This window comes from Pseudomonas sp. Pseusp15, from assembly GCF_059492165.1.
Genome location: NZ_CP168523.1, coordinates 6,184,364 through 6,209,732, shown reverse-complemented (window position 1 = coordinate 6,209,732; position 25,369 = coordinate 6,184,364). Strand labels below are relative to the sequence as shown.

The following is a 25,369-nucleotide window of genomic DNA, read 5'->3' as shown; positions in this document are numbered from 1 at the left end:
GTCGACCGTCCCCTGCCAATCAGGGCAAAAAAGAGTAAGCAATCCTTTCACTGCCAATATCTGGCCGGTGATGAACTCAACGGCGCTGGTGGTTGAAACGAATCCTGTATTTGTACGCCTGCATTTGATAAATACCACCTCAGGCATCCCATTTGATTCTTGGTGTAATCAATCATGCAGCGACATTTCGACGATCTTCAGCTCGGCAGCATCGAACTGTTTTGCCTGGCCGCCGAAGCGGGCAGCTTTACCGCCGCGGCCCTGGTGGCGGGTGTGACCCCGGCCGCGGTCAGCCGCTCGGTGTCGCGGATGGAAGAACGTCTGGGTGTGCGGCTGTTCGCGCGTACCACCCGCAGCGTCAAGCTGACCGATAGTGGCCGGCGCTATTTTGAGGAGTGTCGCCTGGCCCTTGCGCAACTGGTCGAGGCTCAGCGCGAAGTCATGGGTCAACAGCAGGAACCCTCCGGCACCTTGCGTATCAGCATTCCCACCACCTATGCCCACCACCGCATCCTGCCGCTGCTGCCGGCGTTCCGGGCGCGTTTTCCCGCCGTGAAAGTCGAGGTGCACATCAGCAATCGCAACATCGATTTCGTCGGCGAAGGCTATGACATGGCCATCCGTGTGCGGGCGATTCCCGACTCCGGACTGATTGCCCGGCCACTGGAAGACGCCGCGCTGGTGATGATCGCCAGCCCTGACTATCTGAAGAGTGCCGGCATGCCACAAACCCTGGACGACCTGGCGCACCACGAATGCATCCAGTTCGAGCTACCCAGCAGCGGGCGGCGGATTGCCTGGCTGTTCAACGATAACGGCGTGCCGCTGGAGATTTTGGCCGAAGGTAATTACTGCTGTTCCGATGATGTATTGGGCGGCGTGACACTGGCGAAACACGGCGCCGGGCTGTTTCAAACCTATCGCTTCATCGTCGAAAACGAACTGGCGGATGGCTCGCTGGTGGAAGTGCTCAAGCCCTATGGCGGGCGCTCCCGCCCCTTCACTTTGCTGTATCCGCAAAGCCGCCATGTGCCATTGCGGCTCAGGGCGTTTATCGATTTTCTGGTTGAGCGTCTTCCGCGCTGAATGTTCGATCACCGCACAGATAATCCAGGGCCGGCGCCTCTTCAATTGACCTTATTAACCAGTTAGTACAATTTATCTCCACAGGCTGAGACCCTCGGCCAATGCCAACAATAATAAGTGGAGAGACCCGATGTCCCCTATCGTTCTGGTGCTCAACGGCCCGAACCTGAACCTGCTCGGTACCCGTGAACCGGCGACTTATGGCCACGAAACCCTGGCGGATATTTCAGCGCTGTGCGGTCGCGCCGCCGAAGAGTTCGGCCTGAAGGTGGAGTTTCGCCAGACCAACCATGAAGGCGAACTGCTCGACTGGATTCATGCCGCCCGTGGCCGCTGCGCCGGGATCGTTATCAATCCGGCTGCCTGGACCCACACCTCGGTCGCCATTCGCGATGCGCTGGTCGCCAGCGAACTGCCCGTGATCGAAGTGCACCTGTCCAACGTCCATGCCCGCGAACCCTTCCGGCATCACTCCTTTGTCTCGTCCATCGCCACGGCGGTGATGTGCGGTTTCGGCAGCCACGGCTATCGTTTGGCGCTGGAGCATTTCAGCCAACGTTTGAAAGGTTAAGCGTGATGACACAGAACACCGTGGTATTGGCCGGGCTGATCGGCGCCGGCATTCAGGCTTCCCGCACTCCGGCGCTGCACGAGCACGAAGGCGATGCGCAGGGTCTGCGCTACCTGTATCGACTGATCGATCTGGATCAGCTGAAACTCGACAGCGGCGCCCTGCCCGACCTGCTGATGGCCGCCGAGCGGATGAATTTCACCGGGCTGAACATCACCTTCCCGTGCAAGCAGACAATCATCCCGTTGCTCGACGAATTGTCGCCGGAAGCCCGCGGCATTGGCGCGGTGAACACGGTGGTGTTGAAGGACGGGAAACGCATCGGCCACAACACCGATTGCCTGGGCTTCGCCGAAGGGTTTCGTCGCGGCCTGCAGGACGTTGCCCGTGAGCGAGTGGTGCAAATGGGCGCCGGTGGCGCAGGCGCAGCGGTGGCCCACGCGTTATTGAGCGAAGGCGTACAACTGCTGAGCATTTTCGATGTGGATCACAGCCGGGCTCAGTCTTTGGCGGACAACCTCAATCAGCATTTCGGTTTTGGCCGCGCCGTGGCCGGTCATGACTTGCCGGGGACGCTGGGTCAGGCTGATGGACTGGTGAATACCACGCCCATGGGCATGAAAAAGCTGCCTGGCATGCCGGTGCCGGTAGAACTGCTTCGGCCGCAGTTGTGGGTGGCGGAGATCGTTTACTTCCCGCTGGAAACCGAACTGCTACGCAATGCTCGCGCGCTGGGTTGCCGAACCCTGGACGGCGGCAACATGGCGGTGTTTCAGGCGGTGAAGGCGTTTGAATTATTCAGCGGAGTGGTGCCGGATGCCCAGCGGATGCTGGAGCATTTTCAGAGCATGAATGGTTGAAAAGCTTCGCAGGCAAGCATCGTCCGTAGGAGCGAGGCTTGCCTGCGAAGGCGTCAGGCCTGCAGATACCGCAACACCGACTCGCAGATCATCTCCCGATGACGCTGCTTGATACTTTCGTCCGGCAAGTCGATCTGAAAGATCTCACCAAAGGTATGACGGTTCGACACGCGATAGAAGCAAAACGAACTGATCAGCAGGTGCACATCCAGCGGATCGAGGCCGGCGCGGAATACACCCTCTGCGGCCCCGCGACGCAAAATCTCGCCCAGTGAATCGAGGATGGTGTTGTTCATCGCCTTGATCGCATCGGAGCGCTTCACATACTCAGCGTTGTGAATGTTCTCGATGCAGACGATACGCACGAAATCAACGTTGCGATCATGGTGGTCGAAGGTGAATTCCACCAACCGCCGAATCGCCTCCACCGGCGCCAGCTCGGCCAGGTGCAAGCGACTTTCGGTGCTGCGGATATCTCCGTAGAGTTTTTCCAGCACCTCGACGTAGAGCTGTTCCTTACTGCCGAAGTAGTAATAGATCATGCGTTTGGAGGTGTGGATGCGCTCGGCGATCGCATCGACGCGCGCACCGGAAAGCCCCTGCTGGACGAACTCGACAATGGCCTCTTGAAGGATGTTCTCGCGGGTTTTTTCCGGGTTGTTCTTGCGACTCTTGCGAGGCTCGGCAATTGGCTTTTCGGGCGCTACGGAGAGTTTTGAAATTATTGTCATTGCGGGCTCACGGCCATCACTGCACAAGTAGGCGATTATGGGCCGCTGCGCACAGTGAAGGAAGCCACGCGGCAGCGGTTTTGTACCCGTGTTTACGATTTTCCTACAACTTTGTCTGACGTACGCCACCACTTCGAGATTTGGCCATGGCCGCCAGTCGCACGGCTACGTTGGCCGCGCCGTAACCCGCATAGCCGTTTTTGCGCTGGATGATTTCAAAGAAAAAACGCCCTTCGAACGGCTCGGTGTACACGTGAAACAGCTCGCCACCCTGGGCATCACGGTCGTAGAGGACGTTGAAATACGCTAGCTCGCTGAGGAATTCGTCGTCGAAATCGAAGCGTGCGGCGAGGTCATCGTAGTAGTTGAGCGGGATATCCAGCAGCGGCACGCCCGCCTCCTTGGCACGGCTGACTTCGGCAAAGATGTCATCACAATCGAAAGCGATGTGATGCACGCCGGAACCGCGATAACTCGACAGTGCGTGTGAGATCGCGGTGTTGCGATTCTCGGAAATGTTCAGCGGCAGGCGGATCGAACTGCAACGGCTGCGCAAGGCACGGCTCTTCACCAGACCATACGGGTCGGGCAGCACCACTTCATCGTCGGCTTCGAAATCCAGCAGGCTTTTATAGAACAACACCCAGCTGTCGAGACTGTCGGCGGGCAGTGCCATGGCCATGTGGTCGATGCGCTTGAGGCCTCCGCTGGCCACGGCCGCCGGTTGCAGATTGAAGTCGGTGCCATAGACGTCGGCGTCCTGGTCCACCAGGTAAATCAGACTGCCGTCCGGCGCACGCACGGCGGCGAGTTCCAGCTCATTGGGGCCTACCAGCCCGCGATACGGCTGGCCTTTGTAAGCTACGGCTCGGGCCAACGCACTGGCGCTGTCCTTGACCCGCACGGCGGTGGCGCACAGCGATGGCCCATGGGCCTCGAAAAAACTGTGGGCGAAGGAATAAGGTTCGGAGTTGAGGATCAGGTTGATATCGCCCTGACGCAACAGGCTGACACTCTTGGAACGGTGCTGTCCGGCCTTGACGAAACCCAGTCGCTCCAGCCAATGGGACAACTTCGCGCCGAGGCTTTCGTCCACGGCGAACTCAAGAAACTCGATGCCGTTGTATTCGCTGGCGCCTGGGGTATCGAACAGAATGTCGCGATTGGCCACAGGCGTGGCTTCCTGCTCCAGACGCTCGCGGGTTTTCTCTTCCAGGTACAGCAACGAACGCAAGCCGTCGGCGGCGTTGGCCCGGGGTGGCGCGGCGCGGAAACCGTCGTTGAAGATCTCCAGCGACAGCGGGCCGGTATAGCCGCTCTTGATGATCGGCGCGAGGAACCCCGGCAGATCGAACTCGCCCTGGCCGGGGAAACAACGGAAATGCCGGCTCCACTCCAGCACGTCCATGGCCAGGATCGGTGCATCGGCCATTTGCACGAAGAAGATCTTGTCACCGGGAATCTCGGCGATCGCCGTCGGGTCGCCCTTGAGCGACAGCGTATGGAAACTGTCCAGCAACACGCCGAGGTTCGGATGATCGGCCTGGCGAACGATGTTCCACACCTGTTGATACGTGTTCACGTGGCGGCCCCAGGCCAGCGCTTCGTAACCGATCCGCAAACCACGAGCGCCGGCCCGTTCGGCGAGCAGGCGCAAGTCGTCGACCAGGATCTGCTCATCGCCGATGGAGTCGGCCGAGGCGTTGCTGCACACCAGCACCAGGTCGGTGCCCAGCTCTTGCATCAAATCGAACTTGCGCTCGGCCCGCTCCAGATTGCGCGGCAGGCGATCGCGGCGGCAACCTTCGAAATCCCGAAAGGGTTGGAACAGTGTGATCGCTATCCCGAGATCAGCGCACATCTGCCTGATTTCCCGTGGGCTGCCGTCGTAGTAGAGAAGGTCGTTCTCGAAAATTTCCACCCCGTCAAAACCGGCGGCGGCGATGGCTTCTAGTTTTTCCGGCAGGGTACCGCTCAAGGAAACGGTGGCAATGGAACGCAGCATGTGTCGACTCCCGGTGGTGGGGACATTCTTGTTGGGCAAATTATTGGCTTGACGAATCCGCACAGCAATTCAAAGTGTACTACCCGGTTAGTTTTGCGGGCGATTATCGAACACAATGGCGGTTGGCGAATTGACGATTTTTCGTCCACTGCGCACCATCGACACCACATTGAGTCCGGTCACGACCCCATGGACTCGGTTACCAAAGACCCTGAACACCACATAAAAATTTCAAAAAACGGGTACACGCTCATGCGCTCATTCAACGCCTTGTTTGCTTGCTCCACCGATCTCACGCCAGACCTGGTGTCCATCCGAACCTTGCGCCCACTCGGCCGAACTGCGCCGCTCGCTGAATAAAACGTTGTCGTCGCCTGACGAAAACACCTCAGCCGATCAATCTCATCCGCGCCCGTCGCCATCGATTGATCACGCGCCCTTGAAGTCCCGACAAGCCTCGCTTGTCAGTCATTGAACGGATGGCACACACATGTTTCCTTCTCAAAGCTCTCGCGTGGCTTCGGCCCAAAGCGTCGCCACTGGCGGCATCGGCGACAAAATCCGCGGCGCCATGGCCGTCGGCAAAACCCGCTGGGGAATGCTGGCGCTGGTATTTTTCGCCACCACCCTGAACTACATCGACCGCGCCGCCCTGGGCGTCATGCAGCCGATCCTGGCCAAGGAACTGAGCTGGACGGCGATGGACTACGCCAACATCAACTTCTGGTTTCAGGTCGGCTATGCCGTCGGTTTCGTGCTGCAAGGCCGGTTGATCGACCGGGTCGGCGTGAAGCGCGTGTTCTTCTTCGCTGTACTGCTCTGGAGCCTGGCCACCGGCGCTCATGGCCTGGCCACTTCGGCGGCGGGTTTCATGGTCTGCCGGTTCATTCTCGGTCTGACCGAAGCCGCCAACTACCCGGCCTGCGTGAAAACCACCCGGTTGTGGTTCCCGGCTGGCGAGCGCGCCGTGGCCACCGGTATTTTCAACGCCGGGACCAACGTCGGTGCGATGTTCACACCGATGCTGCTGCCAATGATTCTTCACGCCTGGGGCTGGCAAGCCGCGTTCCTGTGCATGGCGGCGCTGGGCGGCATCTGGTTGCTGTTCTGGGGCCTGAAGTACTTCAACCCGGAAGATCACCCGAGCGTTAAACAATCGGAACTGGACTACATCCAGAAGGAAGTCGAACCGGAACAGTCCCGCGTACCGTTCTCGCGAATCCTGCGCATGCGTGGCACCTGGGCCTTCGCCCTCGCCTACTCGATCACCGCGCCGGTGTTCTGGTTCTACCTGTACTGGCTGCCGCCGTTCCTCAATCAGCAATACAACCTGGGGATCAACGTGACCCAGATGGGTATTCCGCTGATCATCATCTACCTCACGGCTGACTTCGGCAGCGTCGGCGGCGGGATCCTGTCTTCGTTCCTGATCGGTCGCGGGATCAACCCGATCAAGGCCCGACTGATGTCCATGTTCCTGTTCGCCTGCTGCATCATCGGTGTGGTCATGGCCGCCGGTTCGAGCAGCCTGTGGCTCGCGGTGTTCGCCATCTCCCTGGCCATCGGCGCGCACCAGGCCTGGACCGCGAACATCTGGAGCCTGGTGATGGACTACACGCCTAAACACATGATGAGTACGGTGTTCGGCTTCGGCGGCATGTGCGCGGCGATCGGCGGGATGTTCATGACCCAGTTGGTCGGCCACATTCTGACCATCACCAACAACAACTACACCGTGTTGTTCACCATCATTCCGGCGATGTACTTCATCGCGCTGACCTGGATGTACTTCATGGCACCGCGCAAGATTCCGACCGTAAAAGATTGATACACCGCAAACGCAGGCCTGATCCCGGGCCTGCGTTTTTTTATGGCCGCGATTTATCCATTTCACCCTTTTTTTCTCACAGCCACAGAGGCACACCATGTCGCCAGGTAACTTGAGCATCGCCAAACGTGCCGTGATCAGCTTCGGCGTCATCGCCCTGCTGGTCCTGTTGCAGGGGCTGTTCGCCCTTAAACAGGTCGCGCAGGTTCGCGCCACCGGCCAGCACACTGAAAACGTCTCCCTGCCCAGCATTCGCCACCTGGGTGAAATCCGCGACTACATCCTGAGTATTCGCGTGCTCAGCCTGCGCATGGCGCTCAACCGCGATCCAAAGGTGCTCGATGCCACCGTCACACGCCTGCACCAAGTGCAGGGTTGGCTTGCAGAGACGCTGGAAAAATTCACTCCGCTGGTCGGTGATTACAACCGGGGGCCGTACGAAAAGTTCGTCACCACCGTCACCAGTTACCGCCAGGCGCTGGCGCAATACGAAGCGCTGTCGCGGGAAAACCGCAGCGAAGAAATGACCGCGTTGCTCAATGGAAAAATCCAGGACTACTCGACCCAGACCGGTGACCAGTTCGCCGAGTTGATGGCGCTTTCCGCCAACGAAGTCAGCCTCTCGGCCAACCAGGCTGACTCGCTCTACAACCAGGTAAAAATCACCGTGATCGGTGCGCTGATAGCGGTCGCGCTCCTGACCCTGTGCCTGGCCTGGCTGTTGATTCGCAGCATCGTCATGCCGATCCGTCAGGCGGTCGACGTGGCCGAACAAGTGGCCGCCGGTGACCTGAGTCAACCGATCCGCAGCCACGGCGCCGATGAAACCGCACGCTTGCTCAAGGCCCTGTCGGCCATGCAGACCAGCCTGCGGGAAACCCTGCAACTGATCAGCGGCACGTCGACCCAACTGGCGGCCGCCGCCCAGCAGATGAATCAGAGCACTCAGCAGGATTCCAGTCGGCTGCAACAGCAGCACAATGAAATCGAACAGGCCGCCACGGCCGTCAACGAAATGACCGTCGCGGTGGAAGAAGTGGCACGCAACGCGGTGTCGACTTCCGACAGCACCAGACAGTCCACACAGCAAGCCAATCAGGGCCAGGCCCGGGTGATTGAAACCCTGGATTCGATTCAGGCGATGAGCGGCAATGCGGGCATCGCGCTGCAACAGGTTCAGACCCTGGCCGAGCAGTCCCGGGAAATCGGCAAGGTGCTGGACGTGATCCGCGCCATCGCCGAACAGACCAACCTGCTCGCGCTCAATGCCGCCATCGAGGCTGCGCGGGCCGGTGAAGCCGGACGTGGCTTCGCGGTGGTGGCCGATGAAGTTCGGGCGCTGGCGCATCGCACTCAGCAATCAACCCGGGAGATCGAACAGATCATTGGCCGGGTTCAGGGCGATACCAACGGTGTGGTGATGTCGATGCACGACAACAGTCAGCGTGTCGCCGAAACCTTGTCGATTGCTGAACAGGCCGGGCTGGCACTGGCAGAAATCACCCGGGCGATGGAGCAGATCCATGAACGTAACCTGGTGATCGCCAGCGCCTCGGAAGAACAGGCGCAGGTGGCCCGTGAGGTGGATCGTAATCTGCTGAACATCCGCGACCTGTCGCTGGAAAGCGCCGACGCCGCAACCCGGACCAGCGCCACCAGCCAGGAGTTGTCGCGACTGGCGGCGGGCCTGCAAAACCTGGTGGTGCGTTTCAAATTTTGACCGGGTTCAGCGGCGGCTTTGTTGCCACGCCGCCGCCAACCCGCTGCAGCAAATCACCGCGATCCCGACCACCGTGGTCAGGGTCGGCGTGTGAGAAAACAGCAACCAGCCGAGCAAACCGGCAAAGACAATCTGGCAATAGCCGAATGGCGCCAGCAGCGCGGGGGCGGCATGGCGGAACGCCTGGGTCAGAAACAGGTGCGCCGTCATCCCGCAGGCGCCCAGTGCAACCATCATCAATCCATGCCCAAGGCTTGGCACTTTCCAGAAAAACGGCACCAATGCGCTCATCACCAGGGTGTTGCACAGGCCGGCGAAGAAGTTACTGGTGGTCGGGCTGTCGACTTCACTGAGCTTGCGGGTGAGCAATTGATAGAAGCAGAAAAACAGTGCCGAGCAGAGCGGCAGCAAGACTGCTGGCGTGAACAGATCACCGCCGGGATGGACGATGATCAATACACCGACAAATCCGCAAATCACTGCGATCCATTGGCCACGAGTGACCCGCTCACGCAGCAGTGGCACCGACAACGCGGTGACCAGAACCGGAGCGAGAAAGTTGACCGCCGTGGCTTCGGCCAATGGGATGTACTGCAAACCGGTGGTGAAGAACAAACTGGTGCCCAACAGGCACAACGCCCTGAACAACTGCAGCAACGGACGTTTGGTGCGCAGGACGCGCAACCCCGATTGCGGCAGGAAAATCCCGGCCATCAGCAAGGTGTGAACCACATAACGGGCCCAGACCACCATGACGATCGGATAGAACCCCGATAGATACTTCGACAAGGCGTCGTGACTGGAAAACAGAAAGGTCGCGACAACGATCAGCAGAATCCCTTTGAAGGGTTGGTTTACACCGGAGAGCGGGGTGCTGATGGTCATGCAAAGCCTCTGTAATCAAATCAGAATGTGGCGAGGGAGCTTGCTCCCGCTGGACTGCGCAGCAGTCCCCAAATCAGCAAAGGTGTTCCGTCACTGCATATAACAGGTCGTTGACGACCGCTTCGCCGCCGAACGGGACGGTGCGGCGGTCCGACAAGCTCCCTTGCCACAGGTTCAAAGGCGCGCCAACAATTCCCGGGTCTTATCCAACGCCATCTGCGCCCGCTGCAACCCGCTCACGCCCTGCTCCAGCAACTTCACGGTGGGAATCTCCAGGCTTAACGGGATATCGGCCGGCAAACACTGCAACAACCCCGCCAGATCACAATCACCATCGCCCGGAAAACGCCGCTCGTTACGCGCCTGACGCAAAATCTCCGCCATGTCCGTTGGCCGTGGCCCCGCGACATCGCATAACTGCGTGTACCGTAACCGTGACGGGGCAACTTTGGCCAGATCTTCCAGCCGCGAACCCGATCGGTCGAAATGGAACGCGTCCACCAACACCGCGCCGTTTTCCCGGTCAGCGTTTTCGACGACGCGCACCGCTTGTTCGAGATTGCGTGCATCGGTCCATGGCATGAACTCCAGATGCGGATGCAGCCCGTAAGGTGCCGCCAGATCACACAGCCGGGCGAAGTTCTCGGTGAGTCTTTGTTCGTCGGAATCGTTACCGGCCACCAGCAATTCACTGGCACCCAATTGCGCCCCGACCGCCAGAATCTTCTCGAAGTCGGCGACGACGGTTTGCGGTTTAAGACGCAGGATTTCAACATCCAGCACACGAATGCCGGTGTCGTGCAGCCGCGCCAGCGTCTCACGCCGTAAACCGACATCGGCTACCAGCGCAAAGTGATGTTCTTCGGGTGTCGCAGGTTCAAGGCGCAGTCCGACATGGCTGTATCCTGCCCGTGCTGCGACTTCGACCATCTCCGGCGGAGACAACTCCAGCACCGTCAGGCTGGCCAGGGAAAAGATTCGCTCACTCATGCTCATCCCTCGATTGACATCGGGGTGCAGGCACGACCGGTTTCGGCGGCCTCGCGAATCGCCTCAACCAGCGCCAGGGTGCGCGCAGCATCGGCCGCGCTCACCAAGGGTTCGACTTCCCGACGCGCCACGCGCACGAAGTGCTGCAACTGCAAACGCAATGCTTCATCGACGCTGAAGCGTTCCTGTTCCGCCAGCAACGGTTGATGCCATCCGCCATCGACGTCGGCGTAGTGCCAGCGCTTGAGCTGCGGAATGCTCAATGCACCACCCGTCCCGGCCAGCAAGTAACAGGGCTGATCGGCCTGGCGCGGATAGGCCGGATTCTCCCCGGAACCCAGCTCCCAACTCCAGGGCGCCGCCACCGCGTCGGAACCGGTCAGGCTGCCCAGTGCGCCGTTGTCGAATTGCAGCAGCACCGCCGCGCAATCTTCGTTGGCAAATCCGCGCACCGCATTGCTGGTGATTGCCTGCACCTGGCGCACTTCGCCGCACAGATGCCGCAGCAGGTCGAGGTCGTGAATCAGGTTGATCAACAACATCCCCGCACCGGGCTCGCGGCGCCACGACGTTTCGAAATAGCTGTCGGGTTTGCGCAACTGCCAGAGCGCCGTCACCGTCGTCAGCTGCCCCAAAGCGCCACCCTGCACCAGTTCATGGGCGCGGACGATCAACGGATTGTGCCGGCGATGGTGGCCGACCAGCACGGGAACTCCGGTGGCTTTTGACGCGGCCACCAGTTCGCGCGCTTCATCCAGGTGCACACCCACCGGTTTTTCCAGTAGCACCGGCACGCCGGCGGCGAGGCAATCGAGCGCCGTGCTGACGTGGAGCGTGTTCGGGTTGGCGACGATCACCGCGTCTGGCTTCGCCTGCTCCAGCATCTGACGGTGATCCGCGAAATACCCCACGCCCCATTCGCCTGCGAGGCCTGCCGCTTGTGGGCCGGGATCGGCCACCGCACACAACGTCGCTTGTGTCAGGGTTTGCAGATGCCGGTAATGCTGCTGGCCCATGTTGCCGGCACCGATCAGGGCGATGCGAAGGGGCGAAGTCATGCTGCGGTCCTCTTGTGATTATTGTCGGAGGGATGAATTCCAATAATTTAGAACCTGGTTCCAGATTCTTACAGGAGTAACGGCAACTTGTGTTCGAACAACGCACAGATTCGCATAGCCCACATATGGGTTTGTGCGGGCAGAATTAGACGAACAACTCCGAAGCCAGGCTTGCGGCAGACAGCTCCTCAGTGAACTTCAACAACAGCGGCGCCAGTTCATGCAACCGTGCCCCCGGCATCCGCGCGCTTGGCCCGGCAACGCTCAGCACACCGATCACTCGACCGTCGCCTGGGTGGCGCACCACCGCCGCAATCGCCGAGGTGCCCACTGCCGAACTCTCTTCGACCCAGGCGTAGCCCTGCTCTCGCGCCAGACGCAGGCGCTCCAGTAACTCAATGTTGGAACGCGGCGCGTTCGGCCCCAGGTCTTTCGGCCGTTCGCTCCCCTGACGCTCCACCAGCGACAACGCTTCGGCATCGCTCATGCACGCCAGCCATGCATGGCCCGACGCGGTGTAGAACAAGGGCGCATCACGGCCCATGTCCGGGTCGTAGCGCAGGCCCGAGCGGGCACCCTGAGACTTGGCGATCCAGATCTGGCGCTCGCCTTCAATAACGCCAAGGCGCACCAGCTCGCCGGTTTCCTCGGCCAGGCGATCGAGCACCGGTTGCACGATATCGGCGCCGCTGCTCGACAGGTAACGGAAACCCATCGCCACCAGTTTGGTCGACAGGTGATAGCGCAGGTTCTCCGGATTCTGTCGCACGTAACCCAGCCGAATCAGCTCGGTGAGCAGACGGTGGGTCGCGCTTTTGGGGATGTCCAGTTGCTCCGCCAACGTCTGCATCGGCAGGCCGCGAGGGTCACTGGTGAGGCTTTCCAGCACGCTGAAAACACGTTCGATCTGACTGCCGGCCATGGGGGGGTTCCACTCGAAATTTTGCCGATTCTAAAAGACAAACCACGTAATGCGAAATCTGGAACCCGCTGTCCGATAACCGCCCTCTTTACGCAGTGAATGGTTGCCGGGATCAATCAAGCCTTTATATTTTCTGGAATCAAATTCCAAAAACAACCTGGAGCTTTTAAACGATGCCTGCCGACTCTCCCCTCCTTGCGGACATCGAATGCGATGTGCTGATCGTCGGCTCCGGTGCGGCCGGATTGTCCGCAGCTGTAACCGCAGCCTGGCATGGCTTGAAAGTGATCGTGGTCGAGAAAGACCCGGTGTTCGGCGGCGCCACGGCGTGGTCCGGCGGATGGGCCTGGGTGCCGTGCAATCCTCTGGCGCGTCGTGCCGGCATCGTTGAAGACGTCGAGCAACCGCGCACTTACCTGAAGCACGAATTGGGTGAGCGTTACGATCCGGCGATGATCGACGCGTTCCTTGAGGCTGGCCCGCGAATGGTCGCGTTCTTCGAGCAACACACTGCCCTGCAATTCGCCGATGGCAACGCCATCGCCGACATTCATGGCGACACGCCGGGCGCCGGCACCGGCGGACGGTCGGTGATCGCTGCGCCTTATGACGGACGAAAAGTCGGCAAGCTACTGAAGCGCCTTCGCAAAACCATGCGGGAAACTTCGTTCATGGGCATGCCGATCATGGCGGGGGCGGACCTGAGCGCATTTCTCAACCTGACGCGCTCTTTGCCCGCTGCATGGCACGTGACCCGGCGCTTCACTCGGCACTTGTTCGACCTCATTGTTCATGGCCGGGCGATGCAACTGGTCAACGGCGTGGCGCTGGTTGCGCGGTTGGCAAAGTCCGCCGAAGACCTGGGCGTCTTGCTCTGGGAATCGGCACCGGTGACCGAGTTGCTTTGCGAAGGCGATCAGGTGCAAGGCGCGATCGTCAGTACCGCCAAAGGCAATATCCGCATCCATGCACGCAAGGCCGTGGTGCTCGCGACCGGAGGTTTCGCCAATGATATCGAGCGACGCAAGGCATTGTTCCCCCGCACACCAACCGGCAACGAACACCTGGCGCTGCCGCCTCTCGGCGTCGCCGGTGATGGTTTGCGATTGGGCGAAAGCGCCGGTGCGCGGGTCAACACCGACATGGCATCGCCCGTGGCCTGGGCGCCGGTTTCGCAAGTGCCGCACAGTGACGGCAGCATCGGCCACTTCCCGCACATCATCGAACGCGGCAAACCGGGGATCATCGGTGTGCTGAGCAACGGCCGGCGCTTCGTCAACGAAGCCGACGGCTACTACGACTACGTGACGGCCATGGTCGCCGCCGCACCGCTGGGCGAAGAAGTCGCCTCCTGGCTGATCTGCACTCATGGTTTTCAACGGCGTTATGGCCTGGGAATTTCTCGGCCGTTTCCGGTGCCGCTGTCATCCTTTATCCGCAGCGGTTATCTGAAAACCGGCAACACTGTCGAGGAATTGGCCCTCGCCTGCGGCATCGACCCAAACGGATTGCGCAGCACGGTGGATGAATACAACCGGTGTGCGCGCAACGGCGAAGATCCGTTGTTCGGTCGTGGCTCGACACCTTACAACCGCAAACAGGGCGATGCGTTGCAGCAACCTAACCCGTGCGTCGCGCCGATTGAACAAGGCCCGTTCTACGCCGTGAAGGTCCAGCCTGGCTGCTTTGGCACCTTCGCCGGGCTCAAGGTCAATGAACATGCCCAGGTTCTTGGCGAGTCGGGGCAGGCCATCGCCGGGTTGTATGCAGCGGGCGGCGACATGGCCAGCATCATGGGCGGGCACTATCCCGCCGGCGGTATCAATCTCGGCCCGGCGCTGACCTTCGGCTACATCGCTGCCCGGCATATCGCCGATATAGAGTGAGTTTGATCAGTGATTCTCGAGACAAGCATTCGCCCACTCGGTAAAAACCTGTCGCCCTGAAGGAATTCGCTGGGCTATCCGTGTTCAATACAAGTCTGAAATGTTCCGTGCGCAGTAAAAGACAGACGACCGGACTGGCGCCGCTCTCACTGACCAGCAACACTCATCACCATATTCAAACGAGGACTCACCCCCATGCTATGGAAAAAAGGCCGACGCAGCGACAACGTGGTCGATGCCCGTGGCGATGATGTCGGCGGTGGGGGTGGCGGGATGCGCTTCGGCGGGGGCAAGGGCCTGAGCCTGACCGCGATCCTGTTGATCGTCGGGATCGGCTGGATCACCGGCCAGGACCCGATGCAGATCCTCGGTCAATTGACCGGACAAATGAGCGAGCAATCGGCTCCGGCCACCACCCACACCCGCAAGGCACCGCCGGCCAATGATGAAAACGCCGAATTCGTGCGCTCGATCCTCGGCGACACCGAAGACACCTGGGGCCAGATTTTCCAGCAGGCCGGTCGGCAATATAAAGACCCGACCCTGGTGCTGTTCAGCAATCAGGTGAACTCGGCGTGCGGATTGGCGACATCGGCGACTGGTCCGTTCTATTGCCCGGCAGACCAGAAGGTCTACCTGGACATGGGTTTCTTCCAGGAAATGTCCCAGCGTTTTTCCGCCGCAGGTGATTTCGCCCAGGCCTACGTGATCGCTCACGAAGTCGGACACCACGTGCAGACCTTGCTCGGCGTTTCGGCGAAGATTCAGACCGCCCGGCAGCAGGGCCGGCAAATGGAGGGCGACGGTGGTTTGCTGGTGCGTCAGGAACTGCAGGCTGATTGCCTGGCCGGGGTCTGGGCCAACATTGCGCAGAAGCGCCTGAACTGGCTGGAACCCGGTGACATCGAAGAAGCCTTGAACGCCGCCAACGCCATCGGCGATGACCGCTTGCAGCAGCAAGGTCAGGGCCGCGTGGTACCGGACTCGTTCACTCATGGTACGTCAGCGCAAAGGGTGCGCTGGTTCAAAGCCGGATTTGCGCAAGGCCAGGTTGGCCAGTGCGATACCTTTGCCGCGAAGAATCTGTAATGCACAAGTGGTTGTTAGCTCTGTTGATCACCTGCACAAGCGCCCAGGCTGCCGAGCAGGGGGTCAAGGAGATCAGTTCCGGGCGCCTGCTGTTGAGCGCCGGCGAAATCGCGGTGGGCATCGGCCCGACACCGGCGAAGAATATCGAACGAGTGCTGATCATCATTCATGGTCGTTTGCGCAACGCTGAAACCTACCGCCAGAGCGCCGAGCACGCGGCCCAGCAAGCCGGGCAAAGCGATAACACCCTGGTGCTCGCCCCACAGTTTCTCAATGAAACCGACATCGCGAGCCACCCGGTGCCTGACAGCGTTTTACGCTGGCACGGCAATGACTGGATGGCCGGCGGGTTATCCACCGCGCCGTTTACGCTGAGCTCCTACGCGGCGCTCGACGAAATCATCGCTCGCCTGGGTGATCGGCGACAGTTTCCGGACGTGAAGCAAATTGTCATTGCCGGTCACTCGGGCGGCGCTCAGGTAGTTCAGCGTTACGCCATGTTGAGCCACCCTCAGCCAGCCCTCGACACAGCGGGGGTGAAGGTGCGTTATGTGATCGCCAATCCTTCATCGTATGCCTATTTCAATGAGCAACGGCCAGTGGCGTTCAGTCACGCGGGGTGTCCGAACTTCAATCGCTGGAAGTATGGGCTGGCGGACTTGCCCGCCTATGCCAATGGGCAAACGCCTGCGCAGATGGAAGAAAACTACGTCAAACGCGACATCGTTTATTTGCTCGGGCAGCAGGACATCGACCCGAATCACCCGGCGCTGGATAAAAGTTGCGAGGCCAAAGCCCAGGGCGCGTCTCGTTTGATTCGCGGGCGCAATTATTTCAATTATCTGAAACGGCGCCATCCTCAAGGGTTGAGTCAGCAGCTGATCGAAGTGCCCGGGGTCGGGCACAATGGGGACGGGATGTTTACCTCGCCCGAGGGGCAGAAGGCGTTGTTCGGGCAGTGAGTTTTGGGGCGTCTGATCGGACGCCCAATCTCTCAAGCCGAAAGCAGCTGCCGCAACTCCACGCAATCGCGCGCATGCCAATCGGTCAATTCCGGCCACGGATTATCCGGCAGGTTCACCAACACCGTCCGCGTCCCCGCCGCCCGGCCGCAATCCAGGTCGAAGCGGTAATCACCGACCATCACCATTTCACTCGCCGGCACCTTCCAGGCCTCGGCCAGTTTCAGTAAACCACCGGGATGCGGTTTGGGCGGCGCTTCATCCCGGCCCAATACATCCTCCACCGCAAAGCAATCGGCCAGGCCAATCGCCTCCAGCGTGACATGGGCCAGCTCACGGGCATTGCGCGTGAGAATGCCCAGGCGATAACCACGCCCGGCCAACTCACGCACCAGTTCCACCGCGCCCGGAGCCGGTTTCGAACCCAGTGCCAGATCCCGCTCGTGTTCCAGCAGCCACGCATGTTTGGCCGCCGCTTCTTCGGCCGGCAGCCCAGCGAGGTGAGTGAGGATGTCGTGTTCCGCAGGAATCGCCAATGCCACGCGAATCGCCGCGAAGTCATGCACGGCCACGGTCAGGGTGCCGTCCATGTCGAACACCCAGTGCCGCACTTCGGCCAAGCTCATATCCAGTCCTTGCGATGACGAATCAGGCCTTCCTGAGTGACCGAGGCCACCAGTTGCCCGGCACGGTTGAACACGCTGCCACGGGAGAATCCACGCGAGTTGCCGGCCCACGGGCTGTCCATGGCGTACAGCAACCAGTCATCGGCGCGCAGGTCGGCGTGGAACCACAACGCATGATCAAGGCTGGCGACCTGCATGTCTTTCTGCCAGACCGATTTGCCATGGGGCAGCATCGAGGTGGTCAACAGGCCGAAGTCCGACGCATAGGCCAGCAGGTATTTGTGCAGCGCTGGAGTGTCAGCCAACGCACCATCGGCGCGGAACCAGACGTATTTGACCGGATCGGCAGGCTGCGGGTTGTAGGGATCTTTTTCGGTCACCGGCCGGAATTCGATCGGTTTCGGGCACAGCAGTTTTTCGCGCATGTGCTCCGGGATCAGGTTTGCACGCTGCTGAGTGAGTTCCAGCTCCGACGGCAGGTTCTCCGGGCCGACCACTTGCGGCATTTGGCTCTGATGCTGGAAGCCCTCTTCGTCGTACTGGAACGAGGCGCTGCAGGTGAAAATCGGGTTGCCCTTCTGGATCGCCGTCACCCGGCGCGTGCTGAAACTGCCGCCATCGCGCACCCGATCGACCTGATACACCACCGGCAACTTCGCATCGCCCGGACGCAGGAAGTAACCGTGCATCGAGTGCACATGGCGTGTCTCTTCGACTGTCTGACTGGCCGCCGACAGGGACTGGCCGAGCACCTGGCCGCCGAACAACTGACGGAAACCCAGGTCCTGGCTGCGGCCACGGAACAGGTTTTCTTCAATCGGTTCCAGGGTCAGCAGGTCTACCAGATCTTCCAACACTTGGCTCATTCAGACTCTCCTCACACAGAGCAATAATGCCGCGCAGTCTTGGCTGCGGCGGTCGATTCAGTTTATGGCCCGGTTCAACATGAGGGCCATTGTAAACGTCCGTGCCTGCTTATCCATGCAAGGTTTGCAGCCATTGCTCACGGGTGATGCGATACAACACGTGCGGGCGCAGCGGATGATCCTCTGCAAGCCGCGGGTGCTCGAAGTCATCGGCGGGGGCATGGTGCATGCCGATCGCCTGCATGACTTTTTGCGAAGGCAGGTTGGTTTCGGTGGTGAACGCCACGACCTCTTGCAGCGCCAAGCGATCAAACCCACAGCGCAGAGCGGTCCATGCCGCCTCGCTGGCATAACCCAGGCCCCAGTGCTCGCGCGCCAGGCGCCAGCCGATTTCGATGGCTGGCGTGAACGGTGCGTCAAAGCCGACCACACTCAGCCCGGTAAACCCGATGAACGCTCCGGTGTCCTTGCGCTCCAGTGCCCAGAGGCCGAAGCCATACTCGGCAAAATGCCCGCGAACCCGCCCGATCAGCGAGGCACTTTCCAGCCGACTCAAGGGCGCCGGAAAATAACGCATCACCTGTGGATCGGCGCACATCGCCGCAAACGCCGGCAAATCCTCATCGCGCCACTGCCGTAATGACAGTCGTGCGCTTTCGAGTTCCAGTATCGGCTCCATCGTGCCCCTCCCCTCTGTTTCCATGCCGCAAGTCTACATCGCTGGTAGGATCGTTCACTCATTCCTACATGCTTCCCTGATAAATCAGCCATGCCCCTGCCCCTGATCTACCACGAAGACTACAGCCCCGAGTTCCCGGCGGATCACCGCTTCCCCATGGACAAGTTTCGCCTGCTGCGAGATCACCTGGTGGACAGTGGCTTGACCCGCGACGCCGATCTGCTGCGCCCGGACCTGTGCCCGGCGGATATTCTTGCCCTCGCTCATGACCCTGCGTACATCGAACGCTACATGGGTGGCGAGTTGTCCCGCGAAGACCAGCGGCGCCTCGGCCTGCCCTGGAGCGAAGCACTGGCCCGGCGCACCGTGCGGGCGGTCGGCGGTTCGCTGCTGGCGGCCGAACAGGCGCTGGAACATGGCTTGGCTTGTCACCTGGCCGGCGGCACGCACCACGCGCATTACGATCACCCTGCCGGGTTCTGCATCTTCAATGACCTGGCGGTGATCAGCCATTACCTGCTGGAAAGTGGCCGGGTGAATCGGGTGTTGATCTTCGATTGCGATGTGCATCAGGGCGACGGGACTGCACGAATCCTGCACAACACCCCGGAAGCGGTGACCGTTTCCCTACACTGCGAAAAGAATTTTCCTGCACGCAAAGCCGAAAGCGACTGGGACATCCCGTTGCCGATGGGCATGGGCGACGCCGATTACCTGAAGGTGGTGGACGATGCGCTCAACTATTTGCTGCCGCTCTATCAACCGGATCTGGTGCTGTACGACGCCGGTGTCGATGTGCACAAGGACGACGCCCTGGGTTATCTGAAGCTGACCGACGAAGGCGTCGCCGCTCGTGATGAAAGCGTGATGCGCCATTGCCTGGGCCGGGATATTCCGGTGGTCGGCGTGATCGGCGGCGGCTACAGCAAGGACCGCAAGGCTCTGGCGCGCCGTCATGGCATCCTCCATCACAGCGCCCAACGGGTGTGGCAGTCATCAGGTTGTCATTGATGTGTGAGTCTTTACCCACAATGCCTGTGGAACCGCCTGTGGATAACCTGAGTGAAAGGGCCGGCAGCCCATGCGGGGTATAGGTTACAGAGCGGTGGTTGTTTTTTAACCAGCCCTCGAATCCTCCCACAGGGAGCAGGGCTGGTAGAATGCGCGGCTTATTCCGCCACGCCGCAGCTCTCGCCATGACCCAGCCCTCCACTTCCCTCCCCCCTCACGTCGCCATCATCGGCGGCGGCCCCGCCGGCTTGATGGCGGCTGAAGTGTTGAGCCAGGCCGGGATCAAGGTCGACCTGTACGACGGCATGCCTTCAGTGGGGCGAAAATTCCTGCTCGCCGGGGTCGGCGGCATGAACATCACCCACTCCGAGGCCTACCCGGCATTTCTCTCACGCTATGCCGAACGGGCGCCGCAGATCGCCCCGCTGTTACGCTCGTTCGGCGCCGAAGCCTTGTGCCAATGGATTCATGACCTGGGCATCGAAACTTTTGTCGGCAGCTCCGGCCGGGTGTTTCCCACCGACATGAAAGCCGCGCCCCTGTTGCGTGCCTGGCTCAAACGCCTGCGCGATGCGGGCGTAGTTATCCACACCCGCCATCGCTGGCTCGGTTGGGATAACAACGGTGATTTGCTAATCGACAGCCCCGAAGGCGAAAAAACCGTTCACGCGGATGCGAGCCTGCTGGCACTCGGCGGCGGAAGCTGGTCGCGTCTCGGCTCGGACGGTGCCTGGATGCTGCCGCTGGAACAGCGCGGTGTAGGGCTGGCGCCATTGCAACCGAGCAATTGCGGCTTCGAGGTGCAGGCCTGGAGCGAATTGATGGTCAGCAAATTCGCCGGCAGCCCGCTGAAAAACATCGCCATCGGCCTCAATGACGACGTACCGCGACTCGGCGAGTGTGTGATCACTGCCACGGGAATTGAGGGCAGTTTGATCTACGCCCTGTCGGCAGCGATCCGCGAAGCGATCAATCAACATGGCTCGGCAACCGTTCACCTCGATCTGTTGCCGGGCAAGCCTGTGGATAAAATCCAGGCGGCGCTGAGCAAACCGCGCGGCTCACGCTCCATGGCCAAACACTTGCACAGTCAGCTTGGGCTAGATGGCGCGAAAGCAGCATTGTTGCGGGAATTGACACCGGCTGACTGTTTTGCCGATCCGGCCCTGCTGGCCAAAGCAATCAAGGCATTGCCGCTGACGCTGGTGAAAACCCGGCCATTGGACGAAGCCATCAGCAGTGCCGGTGGCGTGATGTTCGAGGCGATGGATGAACGTTTGATGCTCAAGCAACTACCCGGCGTGTTCTGCGCAGGGGAAATGCTCGATTGGGAAGCGCCGACCGGCGGCTATCTACTGACCGCGTGTTTCGCCAGTGGGCGAGCGGCGGGGTTGGGGATGGTGGAGTGGTTGAAGCACCGACACTGATCGTTCCCACACTGCGTGGGAACGATCTTCAGAGGATCAAGGCTTACGCTTACGCGGCCCGGTATTGAACACCGGCACTTTACGCACCGGCTTGATCGAAGGCTCCGGCGCCGACGCCTCACCGCTCTCGACCCATTTACCCAGGTTGCGCTTGCCGCCACCAGAGGTTTTGGGCTTCTTCGGTTTTTTCGGCTTCTTGATCACCTGACCGCTGGCATCGGTATCCGGCACGCGGTGTTCAGGTTCGAAGTCCGGCTCCATCTGGCGAGTCAACGTCTGACGGGTCAGCATCTCGATGGCTGACAGTTGATTCACTTCATCAGCGCAGACCAGCGAAATAGCCTGCCCGGTTGCGCCCGCACGGCCGGTACGACCGATGCGGTGGATGTAGTCTTCTGCCACGATCGGCAGGTCAAAGTTGACCACCAATGGCAAATCTTCGATATCCAGGCCACGGGCAGCCACGTCGGTGGCCACGAGGATCTGCACTTCGCTGGCCTTGAAGCGATCCAACGCCCGCTGGCGAGTTGCCTGGGGTTTGTCGCCGTGGATGCCGTCGGCATTGACGCCCAGGCCCTGGAGTTTTTCCACCAACGCGTCTACGCCGTTACGGGTCTTGGCGAACACCAGCACCTGCTTCCACTTGCCCTTGCGCATCAAGTGAATGAACAGCTCCGGCTTGCGCTTTTTGTCCACCGTCACCACCCATTGCTTGACGGTGTTGGCGGCCACGTTACGCGGGCTGACTTCGATGCTCAGCGGGTCGTTGAGCATTTGCCCGGCCAGCATGCGGATCGCATCGGAGAAGGTCGCGGAGAACAGCAGCGTCTGACGTCTCGAAGGCAGGGCTTTATAGATATTCCCCAGCTCCTCGGAAAAGCCCAGATCGAGCATGCGATCGGCTTCGTCCAGCACCAGGGTTTGCAGCTGGTTGAACTTGAGCGCGTTCTGACGGAACAGGTCGAGCAAACGGCCCGGGGTCGCCACCAACAGGTCGACGCCTTTGCGCAGTTTCATCATTTGCGGGTTGATGCTGACGCCGCCGTACACCGCGTAGGTGCTCAACGGCAGGTTCTCGGCATACTGGCGCACGGCTTCGTGAACCTGTTCGGCCAGTTCGCGGGTCGGCACCAGAATCAGCGCGCGCACGGAGTTGGCGCTGACTTTCGGCCCTTCCATGGCCAGCAATTGCAGCAGCGGCAAGGCGAAACCGGCGGTTTTGCCGGTGCCGGTCTGGGCCGCGGCCATCAGGTCGCGACCGGCCAGCACCGCCGGAATCGCTTGCGCCTGAACCGGCGTCGGGGTCTGGTAGCCGAGCGTCTCGAGGGCGCGCAGCAAGGGTTCGATCAGGCCAAGGGTGGCGAAAGTCATGGGAGTACCGTAGGAAAATTCAGCGCGATTGTGCGAAACAAGTGTGCAATGGCGCGCAGTTTACCCTAATTCGCGCGGGATTCTGTCGGCACCGCTACGGCAGGGGCAGGCCGATCTGTGCCACGGCGCCACTGTGGCAACCCGATCAACACCACCGCACTGATGATCACCGCCATCGCCAGCGTTTCTTCGATACCGATGGTCTCGCCGACAAACACGATCCCCAGCAACACCGCCACCGCCGGGTTGACGTAGGCATAGCTGGTGGCCGCTGCCGGCCGCACGTGTTTCAACAGGTACATGTAGGCGTTGAAGGCGATGATCGAACCGAAGAGGGTCAGGTACGCCAGCGCCGCCCAACCTTCGATCGGCGGCAGACTTTCCAGACGCTCGCCACTCACCGCGCTGCCGATCAGCAACACCACGCCACCCACCAGCATCTCCACAGCACTGGCCATCGCGCCCTGAGGCAACGGCAAATGTTTGCTCCACACCGAACCAAAGGCCCAGGACGCCGCCGCGAACACCAGCAACGCCGCGCCCAACGGGCTCGATTGCAGGTTGGAGCCGAGGTTGAGCATGGCAATACCGATCAGCCCAAGCACAATCCCGGCCCATTCGAGACGGGTATTACGCGCGCCCCAGAAATATCCGCACAACAAGGTAAACAGCGGCACCGTCGCCACCGCCAACGCGGCCACGCCAGAGGCCACGCCCGTGTGTTCGGCGACGCTCACCGCACCGTTACCGCACGTCAGCAGCAAAATCCCGATGATCCCCGCCGCTTTCCACTGTGCCCAGGTCGGCGCCGGCGCCCCGCGCCAGCGCAGGTACGCGTACATCAACGTCCCGGCGAGCACGAAGCGGATACCGGCGAGCAGCAACGGCGGCCAGTACTGCACGCCAATGCGAATCACCAGGTAGGTCGACCCCCAAATCACGTACAACGCGAAAAAAGCAGCGATCAGCGGTAAGGAAAAACGGCGTAGACCAGACATGGGCAGCTCGATGAACAAGACAAGGAGAGCCGCTATTCTAGAAAGGCCAACAGCGGAAAATAAGCTACAAAACCTGTTTATAGCGCCGGTACACTTTTCAAAACACGGAGTTCGACGCTATAAACCGTGCTTTCGAAAGTCAGTCATTTTCAGGTAGGCCACGATGGACAAATACGACCGCATGCTCCTCAGCGCCCTGCTGGAAAACGGTCGTGCGTCCTACGCCGATCTGGCGCGCAAGGTGAACCTGTCCGCTCCCGCGGTGGCCGAACGCGTTGCCAAACTTGAAGCCTGCGGGGTGATCACTGGTTACCAGGCGAAAGTCGACCTGTCCAAAATCGGCCTGCCGATCCAGTGCGTCATCGAACTGCGCCTGAACCAGCACGGTAATCAGAAAACCTACGACGAACTGATCAAAATCCCACAGCTCACCGAATGCCATCGCGTCACCGGCGACCCCTGCGTGATCATGCAAGCGGCGGTGGGCTCGATGCCGGAGCTGGAAGAGTTGATCAACCGGATCGCCACGTTCGGGTTCAGCAAGACCTCGATTGTGTTATCGAGCGCCATCGAAAAACGCGTGCCGTTGGGGCAGCTGGAGGGGAATGGCAAATAGTTCTCCAGGGGTGCTTCTGTCAGAACCCGCGATACCGCTTCAAATGCTCATTGATCTTCGCCGCCGGTACTTTCTGCAGGCTGCACAACAGATCATGGGACAACTCGCGCAATCCATGCTTTTGCCGCAGCTCTTGCGCCAGATGCGCCGTCAGGTTGGCGGCCATTTCCGCATCGGCCATGGCCCGGTGAGCCTTGCCGGTATTGGGCAGACTGGCGAAGGTGGTGAGGGTGCCGAGTTTGTGGTTCGGCGCGGCGGGCATCAGGCGGCGGGCGAGTAACAGCGAGCAGGCAAAGTTCTGCAGACGTGTACGTTTGATTCGCCCAAGCTCGTAGTCCCAGAACTTCTGGTCGAACGCAGCGTTGTGCGCCAGCAGCGGCGTGATGCCGACGAATTCGTTGACCTCGTTCATCACCTGCTCGGCCGAAGGCGCAGTGCGCAGCATGGCGTTGCTGATGCCGGTCAGTTGTTCGATGAACGCCGGCACCCGCACGCCGGCATTCATCAGACTTTGGTAACGCTCGACGATGCGCCCCTGTTCAAGAATCACCACGGCAATTTCCGTGGCCCGGCAGCTGCTGCTCGGGGAGATCCCGGTGGTTTCAAAGTCGATGACTGCTATGCGTTCCAAACCTGTTTCAACTCCGTAAAAATCAATTCTTGAGCAGCAACGCGCCTTCGATCGGTACGTAACGACTGGCGGCGCGGATCAGCGAGTTGGCCGTCAGGCCCGGCACGCCGTAGGCCACCGCCTGCACGCCGTGCTTGGCGATGATGCGCTCCAGCAGCATGTCGAAATCACCGTCGCCGGAGGCCAGCACCACTTCGTCGACATGGTCGGCGGCGTCCATGATGTCGAGGGTGATGCCCACGTCCCAGTCGCCTTTGGCCGAACCGTCGCTGCGCTGGATGTAGGGCTTGAGCTTCACGACGAAGCCAAGGTTGCGCAGGATCTGCTGGAACTGCTGCTGTTTGCTGTCGCCACGATCGATCGCATAGGCATAGGCCTCGACGATCTGCCCCTGTTTGCTGACGTCAGCCCACAAAGCGGCGTAGTTGAAGTGACAACCATAGGCCTGACGCACGGTGTAGTAGAGGTTCTGGACATCGGCGAACACTGCGATTTTTTTCACCGTACATCCTCTCAGCGCGTTGGCGCGCGGGGTCGTGGCGCGTTGGCGC

The 25,369-nt window shown here is 60.6% G+C and carries 24 protein-coding genes; 11 read left to right on the top strand and 13 right to left on the bottom strand.

Annotated elements, in window-relative coordinates; genetic code table 11:
• Positions 1-174 precede the first annotated feature (174 nt).
• The 3 genes from ACEN8R_RS28125 to ACEN8R_RS28115 all read left to right on the top strand — a co-directional run bounded on the left by ACEN8R_RS28125 (position 175) and on the right by ACEN8R_RS28115 (position 2,517).
• Positions 175-1,086 carry a LysR family transcriptional regulator gene (locus tag ACEN8R_RS28125; RefSeq protein ID WP_495624505.1) on the top strand — a complete coding sequence of 304 codons (912 nt, stop codon included), beginning with the start codon at positions 175-177 and terminating at the stop codon, positions 1,084-1,086.
• A 130-nt stretch (positions 1,087-1,216) separates the two neighbouring features.
• The gene (gene aroQ / locus ACEN8R_RS28120; protein ID WP_007937291.1) at positions 1,217-1,657 is read left to right on the top strand and encodes a type II 3-dehydroquinate dehydratase; all 441 of its coding nucleotides are present in this window, start codon (positions 1,217-1,219) and stop codon (positions 1,655-1,657) included.
• A 5-nt stretch (positions 1,658-1,662) separates the two neighbouring features.
• Positions 1,663-2,517, top strand: coding sequence for a shikimate dehydrogenase (locus ACEN8R_RS28115; protein WP_018925804.1), 855 nt, complete (start codon positions 1,663-1,665; stop codon positions 2,515-2,517).
• A gap of 53 nt (positions 2,518-2,570) precedes the next feature.
• Here ACEN8R_RS28115 and ACEN8R_RS28110 read toward each other — a convergent pair whose 3' ends face one another.
• On the bottom strand, positions 2,571-3,248 hold the full coding sequence (locus ACEN8R_RS28110; protein WP_018925803.1) for a TetR/AcrR family transcriptional regulator: 678 nt from the start codon (positions 3,246-3,248) through the stop codon (positions 2,571-2,573).
• A gap of 103 nt (positions 3,249-3,351) precedes the next feature.
• Positions 3,352-5,253 (bottom strand): 3-dehydroshikimate dehydratase QuiC, encoded by a 1,902-nt coding sequence (gene quiC / locus ACEN8R_RS28105; RefSeq protein ID WP_495624504.1) that lies wholly within the window; start codon positions 5,251-5,253, stop codon positions 3,352-3,354.
• A 490-nt stretch (positions 5,254-5,743) separates the two neighbouring features.
• On the opposite strand from quiC, the gene ACEN8R_RS28100 reads away from it, so the two are divergent.
• Entirely contained in the window at positions 5,744-7,081 is a 1,338-nt protein-coding gene (locus ACEN8R_RS28100) for an MFS transporter (RefSeq protein WP_495624503.1), read from the top strand.
• Between the two features lie 97 nt (positions 7,082-7,178).
• The gene (locus ACEN8R_RS28095; protein WP_018925800.1) at positions 7,179-8,801 is read left to right on the top strand and encodes a methyl-accepting chemotaxis protein; all 1,623 of its coding nucleotides are present in this window, start codon (positions 7,179-7,181) and stop codon (positions 8,799-8,801) included.
• 6 nt (positions 8,802-8,807) lie between these two features.
• On the opposite strand, the gene ACEN8R_RS28090 is transcribed toward ACEN8R_RS28095, so the two are convergent.
• From ACEN8R_RS28090 to ACEN8R_RS28075, 4 genes are all read right to left on the bottom strand, one after another.
• Positions 8,808-9,686 (bottom strand): DMT family transporter, encoded by an 879-nt coding sequence (locus ACEN8R_RS28090; protein WP_018925799.1) that lies wholly within the window; start codon positions 9,684-9,686, stop codon positions 8,808-8,810.
• Positions 9,687-9,860: 174 nt separating this feature from the next.
• Positions 9,861-10,676, bottom strand: coding sequence for a sugar phosphate isomerase/epimerase family protein (locus tag ACEN8R_RS28085; RefSeq protein ID WP_018925798.1), 816 nt, complete (start codon positions 10,674-10,676; stop codon positions 9,861-9,863).
• A 2-nt stretch (positions 10,677-10,678) separates the two neighbouring features.
• Positions 10,679-11,734 (bottom strand): Gfo/Idh/MocA family protein, encoded by a 1,056-nt coding sequence (locus ACEN8R_RS28080; protein ID WP_018925797.1) that lies wholly within the window; start codon positions 11,732-11,734, stop codon positions 10,679-10,681.
• 145 nt (positions 11,735-11,879) lie between these two features.
• The gene (locus tag ACEN8R_RS28075; protein ID WP_495624502.1) at positions 11,880-12,656 is read right to left on the bottom strand and encodes an IclR family transcriptional regulator; all 777 of its coding nucleotides are present in this window, start codon (positions 12,654-12,656) and stop codon (positions 11,880-11,882) included.
• Between the two features lie 173 nt (positions 12,657-12,829).
• Between ACEN8R_RS28075 and ACEN8R_RS28070 the strand changes: the two genes are divergently transcribed.
• From ACEN8R_RS28070 to ACEN8R_RS28060, 3 genes are all read left to right on the top strand, one after another.
• Entirely contained in the window at positions 12,830-14,542 is a 1,713-nt protein-coding gene (locus ACEN8R_RS28070; RefSeq protein WP_495624501.1) for an FAD-dependent oxidoreductase, read from the top strand.
• A 195-nt stretch (positions 14,543-14,737) separates the two neighbouring features.
• The gene (ypfJ, locus tag ACEN8R_RS28065) at positions 14,738-15,631 is read left to right on the top strand and encodes a KPN_02809 family neutral zinc metallopeptidase (RefSeq protein WP_018925794.1); all 894 of its coding nucleotides are present in this window, start codon (positions 14,738-14,740) and stop codon (positions 15,629-15,631) included.
• Positions 15,631-16,593, top strand: a complete 963-nt coding sequence (locus ACEN8R_RS28060; RefSeq protein WP_086945923.1) for an alpha/beta fold hydrolase — start codon at positions 15,631-15,633, stop codon at positions 16,591-16,593. Before ypfJ ends, ACEN8R_RS28060 begins: the two co-directional genes overlap by 1 nt.
• A gap of 32 nt (positions 16,594-16,625) precedes the next feature.
• Here the strand turns inward: ACEN8R_RS28060 and ACEN8R_RS28055 are convergent, their stop codons facing one another.
• The 3 genes from ACEN8R_RS28055 to ACEN8R_RS28045 form a co-directional block, all read right to left on the bottom strand.
• Positions 16,626-17,219, bottom strand: a complete 594-nt coding sequence (locus tag ACEN8R_RS28055; protein WP_028938856.1) for an HAD family hydrolase — start codon at positions 17,217-17,219, stop codon at positions 16,626-16,628.
• The gene (tesB, locus tag ACEN8R_RS28050; protein ID WP_258612706.1) at positions 17,216-18,085 is read right to left on the bottom strand and encodes an acyl-CoA thioesterase II; all 870 of its coding nucleotides are present in this window, start codon (positions 18,083-18,085) and stop codon (positions 17,216-17,218) included. The genes ACEN8R_RS28055 and tesB overlap by 4 nt, the downstream gene beginning before the upstream one ends.
• 109 nt (positions 18,086-18,194) lie before the next feature.
• Entirely contained in the window at positions 18,195-18,764 is a 570-nt protein-coding gene (locus ACEN8R_RS28045) for a GNAT family N-acetyltransferase (protein WP_019581317.1), read from the bottom strand.
• A 90-nt stretch (positions 18,765-18,854) separates the two neighbouring features.
• Here ACEN8R_RS28045 and ACEN8R_RS28040 point away from each other — a divergent pair, with 90 nt between their 5' ends.
• Positions 18,855-19,775 carry a histone deacetylase family protein gene (locus tag ACEN8R_RS28040; protein WP_018925789.1) on the top strand — a complete coding sequence of 307 codons (921 nt, stop codon included), beginning with the start codon at positions 18,855-18,857 and terminating at the stop codon, positions 19,773-19,775.
• A gap of 185 nt (positions 19,776-19,960) precedes the next feature.
• Positions 19,961-21,202, top strand: a complete 1,242-nt coding sequence (locus ACEN8R_RS28035) for a TIGR03862 family flavoprotein (RefSeq protein WP_258612708.1) — start codon at positions 19,961-19,963, stop codon at positions 21,200-21,202.
• A 36-nt stretch (positions 21,203-21,238) separates the two neighbouring features.
• On the opposite strand, the gene rhlE1 is transcribed toward ACEN8R_RS28035, so the two are convergent.
• Positions 21,239-22,573: an RNA helicase RhlE1 gene (gene rhlE1 / locus ACEN8R_RS28030; protein ID WP_086945927.1), complete on the bottom strand. Its 1,335-nt coding sequence runs from the start codon at positions 22,571-22,573 to the stop codon at positions 21,239-21,241.
• Between the two features lie 65 nt (positions 22,574-22,638).
• Positions 22,639-23,571 carry a drug/metabolite exporter YedA gene (gene yedA / locus ACEN8R_RS28025; RefSeq protein WP_018925786.1) on the bottom strand — a complete coding sequence of 311 codons (933 nt, stop codon included), beginning with the start codon at positions 23,569-23,571 and terminating at the stop codon, positions 22,639-22,641.
• Between the two features lie 163 nt (positions 23,572-23,734).
• Between yedA and ACEN8R_RS28020 the strand changes: the two genes are divergently transcribed.
• Positions 23,735-24,187, top strand: a complete 453-nt coding sequence (locus ACEN8R_RS28020; RefSeq protein WP_096479505.1) for an Lrp/AsnC family transcriptional regulator — start codon at positions 23,735-23,737, stop codon at positions 24,185-24,187.
• Positions 24,188-24,206: 19 nt separating this feature from the next.
• On the opposite strand, the gene ACEN8R_RS28015 is transcribed toward ACEN8R_RS28020, so the two are convergent.
• Together ACEN8R_RS28015 and ACEN8R_RS28010 are read right to left on the bottom strand one after the other, a co-directional pair.
• Positions 24,207-24,818, bottom strand: a complete 612-nt coding sequence (locus tag ACEN8R_RS28015; protein WP_018925784.1) for a 3'-5' exonuclease — start codon at positions 24,816-24,818, stop codon at positions 24,207-24,209.
• Between the two features lie 22 nt (positions 24,819-24,840).
• The gene (locus ACEN8R_RS28010) at positions 24,841-25,320 is read right to left on the bottom strand and encodes a LabA-like NYN domain-containing protein (protein WP_018925783.1); all 480 of its coding nucleotides are present in this window, start codon (positions 25,318-25,320) and stop codon (positions 24,841-24,843) included.
• Between the last annotated feature and the right edge of the window lie 49 nt (positions 25,321-25,369).

What these genes read in the sequence shown, in the direction of transcription:
- ACEN8R_RS28125 (WP_495624505.1), top strand. Translation starts at nt 175, where the DNA reads ATGCAGCGACATTTCGACGATCTTCAGCTCGGCAGCATCGAACTGTTT.
- aroQ (WP_007937291.1), top strand. Translation starts at nt 1,217, where the DNA reads ATGTCCCCTATCGTTCTGGTGCTCAACGGCCCGAACCTGAACCTGCTC.
- ACEN8R_RS28115 (WP_018925804.1), top strand. Translation starts at nt 1,663, where the DNA reads ATGACACAGAACACCGTGGTATTGGCCGGGCTGATCGGCGCCGGCATT.
- ACEN8R_RS28110 (WP_018925803.1), bottom strand. Translation starts at nt 3,248, where the DNA reads ATGACAATAATTTCAAAACTCTCCGTAGCGCCCGAAAAGCCAATTGCC.
- quiC (WP_495624504.1), bottom strand. Translation starts at nt 5,253, where the DNA reads ATGCTGCGTTCCATTGCCACCGTTTCCTTGAGCGGTACCCTGCCGGAA.
- ACEN8R_RS28100 (WP_495624503.1), top strand. Translation starts at nt 5,744, where the DNA reads ATGTTTCCTTCTCAAAGCTCTCGCGTGGCTTCGGCCCAAAGCGTCGCC.
- ACEN8R_RS28095 (WP_018925800.1), top strand. Translation starts at nt 7,179, where the DNA reads ATGTCGCCAGGTAACTTGAGCATCGCCAAACGTGCCGTGATCAGCTTC.
- ACEN8R_RS28090 (WP_018925799.1), bottom strand. Translation starts at nt 9,686, where the DNA reads ATGACCATCAGCACCCCGCTCTCCGGTGTAAACCAACCCTTCAAAGGG.
- ACEN8R_RS28085 (WP_018925798.1), bottom strand. Translation starts at nt 10,676, where the DNA reads ATGAGTGAGCGAATCTTTTCCCTGGCCAGCCTGACGGTGCTGGAGTTG.
- ACEN8R_RS28080 (WP_018925797.1), bottom strand. Translation starts at nt 11,734, where the DNA reads ATGACTTCGCCCCTTCGCATCGCCCTGATCGGTGCCGGCAACATGGGC.
- ACEN8R_RS28075 (WP_495624502.1), bottom strand. Translation starts at nt 12,656, where the DNA reads ATGGCCGGCAGTCAGATCGAACGTGTTTTCAGCGTGCTGGAAAGCCTC.
- ACEN8R_RS28070 (WP_495624501.1), top strand. Translation starts at nt 12,830, where the DNA reads ATGCCTGCCGACTCTCCCCTCCTTGCGGACATCGAATGCGATGTGCTG.
- ypfJ (WP_018925794.1), top strand. Translation starts at nt 14,738, where the DNA reads ATGCTATGGAAAAAAGGCCGACGCAGCGACAACGTGGTCGATGCCCGT.
- ACEN8R_RS28060 (WP_086945923.1), top strand. Translation starts at nt 15,631, where the DNA reads ATGCACAAGTGGTTGTTAGCTCTGTTGATCACCTGCACAAGCGCCCAG.
- ACEN8R_RS28055 (WP_028938856.1), bottom strand. Translation starts at nt 17,219, where the DNA reads ATGAGCTTGGCCGAAGTGCGGCACTGGGTGTTCGACATGGACGGCACC.
- tesB (WP_258612706.1), bottom strand. Translation starts at nt 18,085, where the DNA reads ATGAGCCAAGTGTTGGAAGATCTGGTAGACCTGCTGACCCTGGAACCG.
- ACEN8R_RS28045 (WP_019581317.1), bottom strand. Translation starts at nt 18,764, where the DNA reads ATGGAGCCGATACTGGAACTCGAAAGCGCACGACTGTCATTACGGCAG.
- ACEN8R_RS28040 (WP_018925789.1), top strand. Translation starts at nt 18,855, where the DNA reads ATGCCCCTGCCCCTGATCTACCACGAAGACTACAGCCCCGAGTTCCCG.
- ACEN8R_RS28035 (WP_258612708.1), top strand. Translation starts at nt 19,961, where the DNA reads ATGACCCAGCCCTCCACTTCCCTCCCCCCTCACGTCGCCATCATCGGC.
- rhlE1 (WP_086945927.1), bottom strand. Translation starts at nt 22,573, where the DNA reads ATGACTTTCGCCACCCTTGGCCTGATCGAACCCTTGCTGCGCGCCCTC.
- yedA (WP_018925786.1), bottom strand. Translation starts at nt 23,571, where the DNA reads ATGTCTGGTCTACGCCGTTTTTCCTTACCGCTGATCGCTGCTTTTTTC.
- ACEN8R_RS28020 (WP_096479505.1), top strand. Translation starts at nt 23,735, where the DNA reads ATGGACAAATACGACCGCATGCTCCTCAGCGCCCTGCTGGAAAACGGT.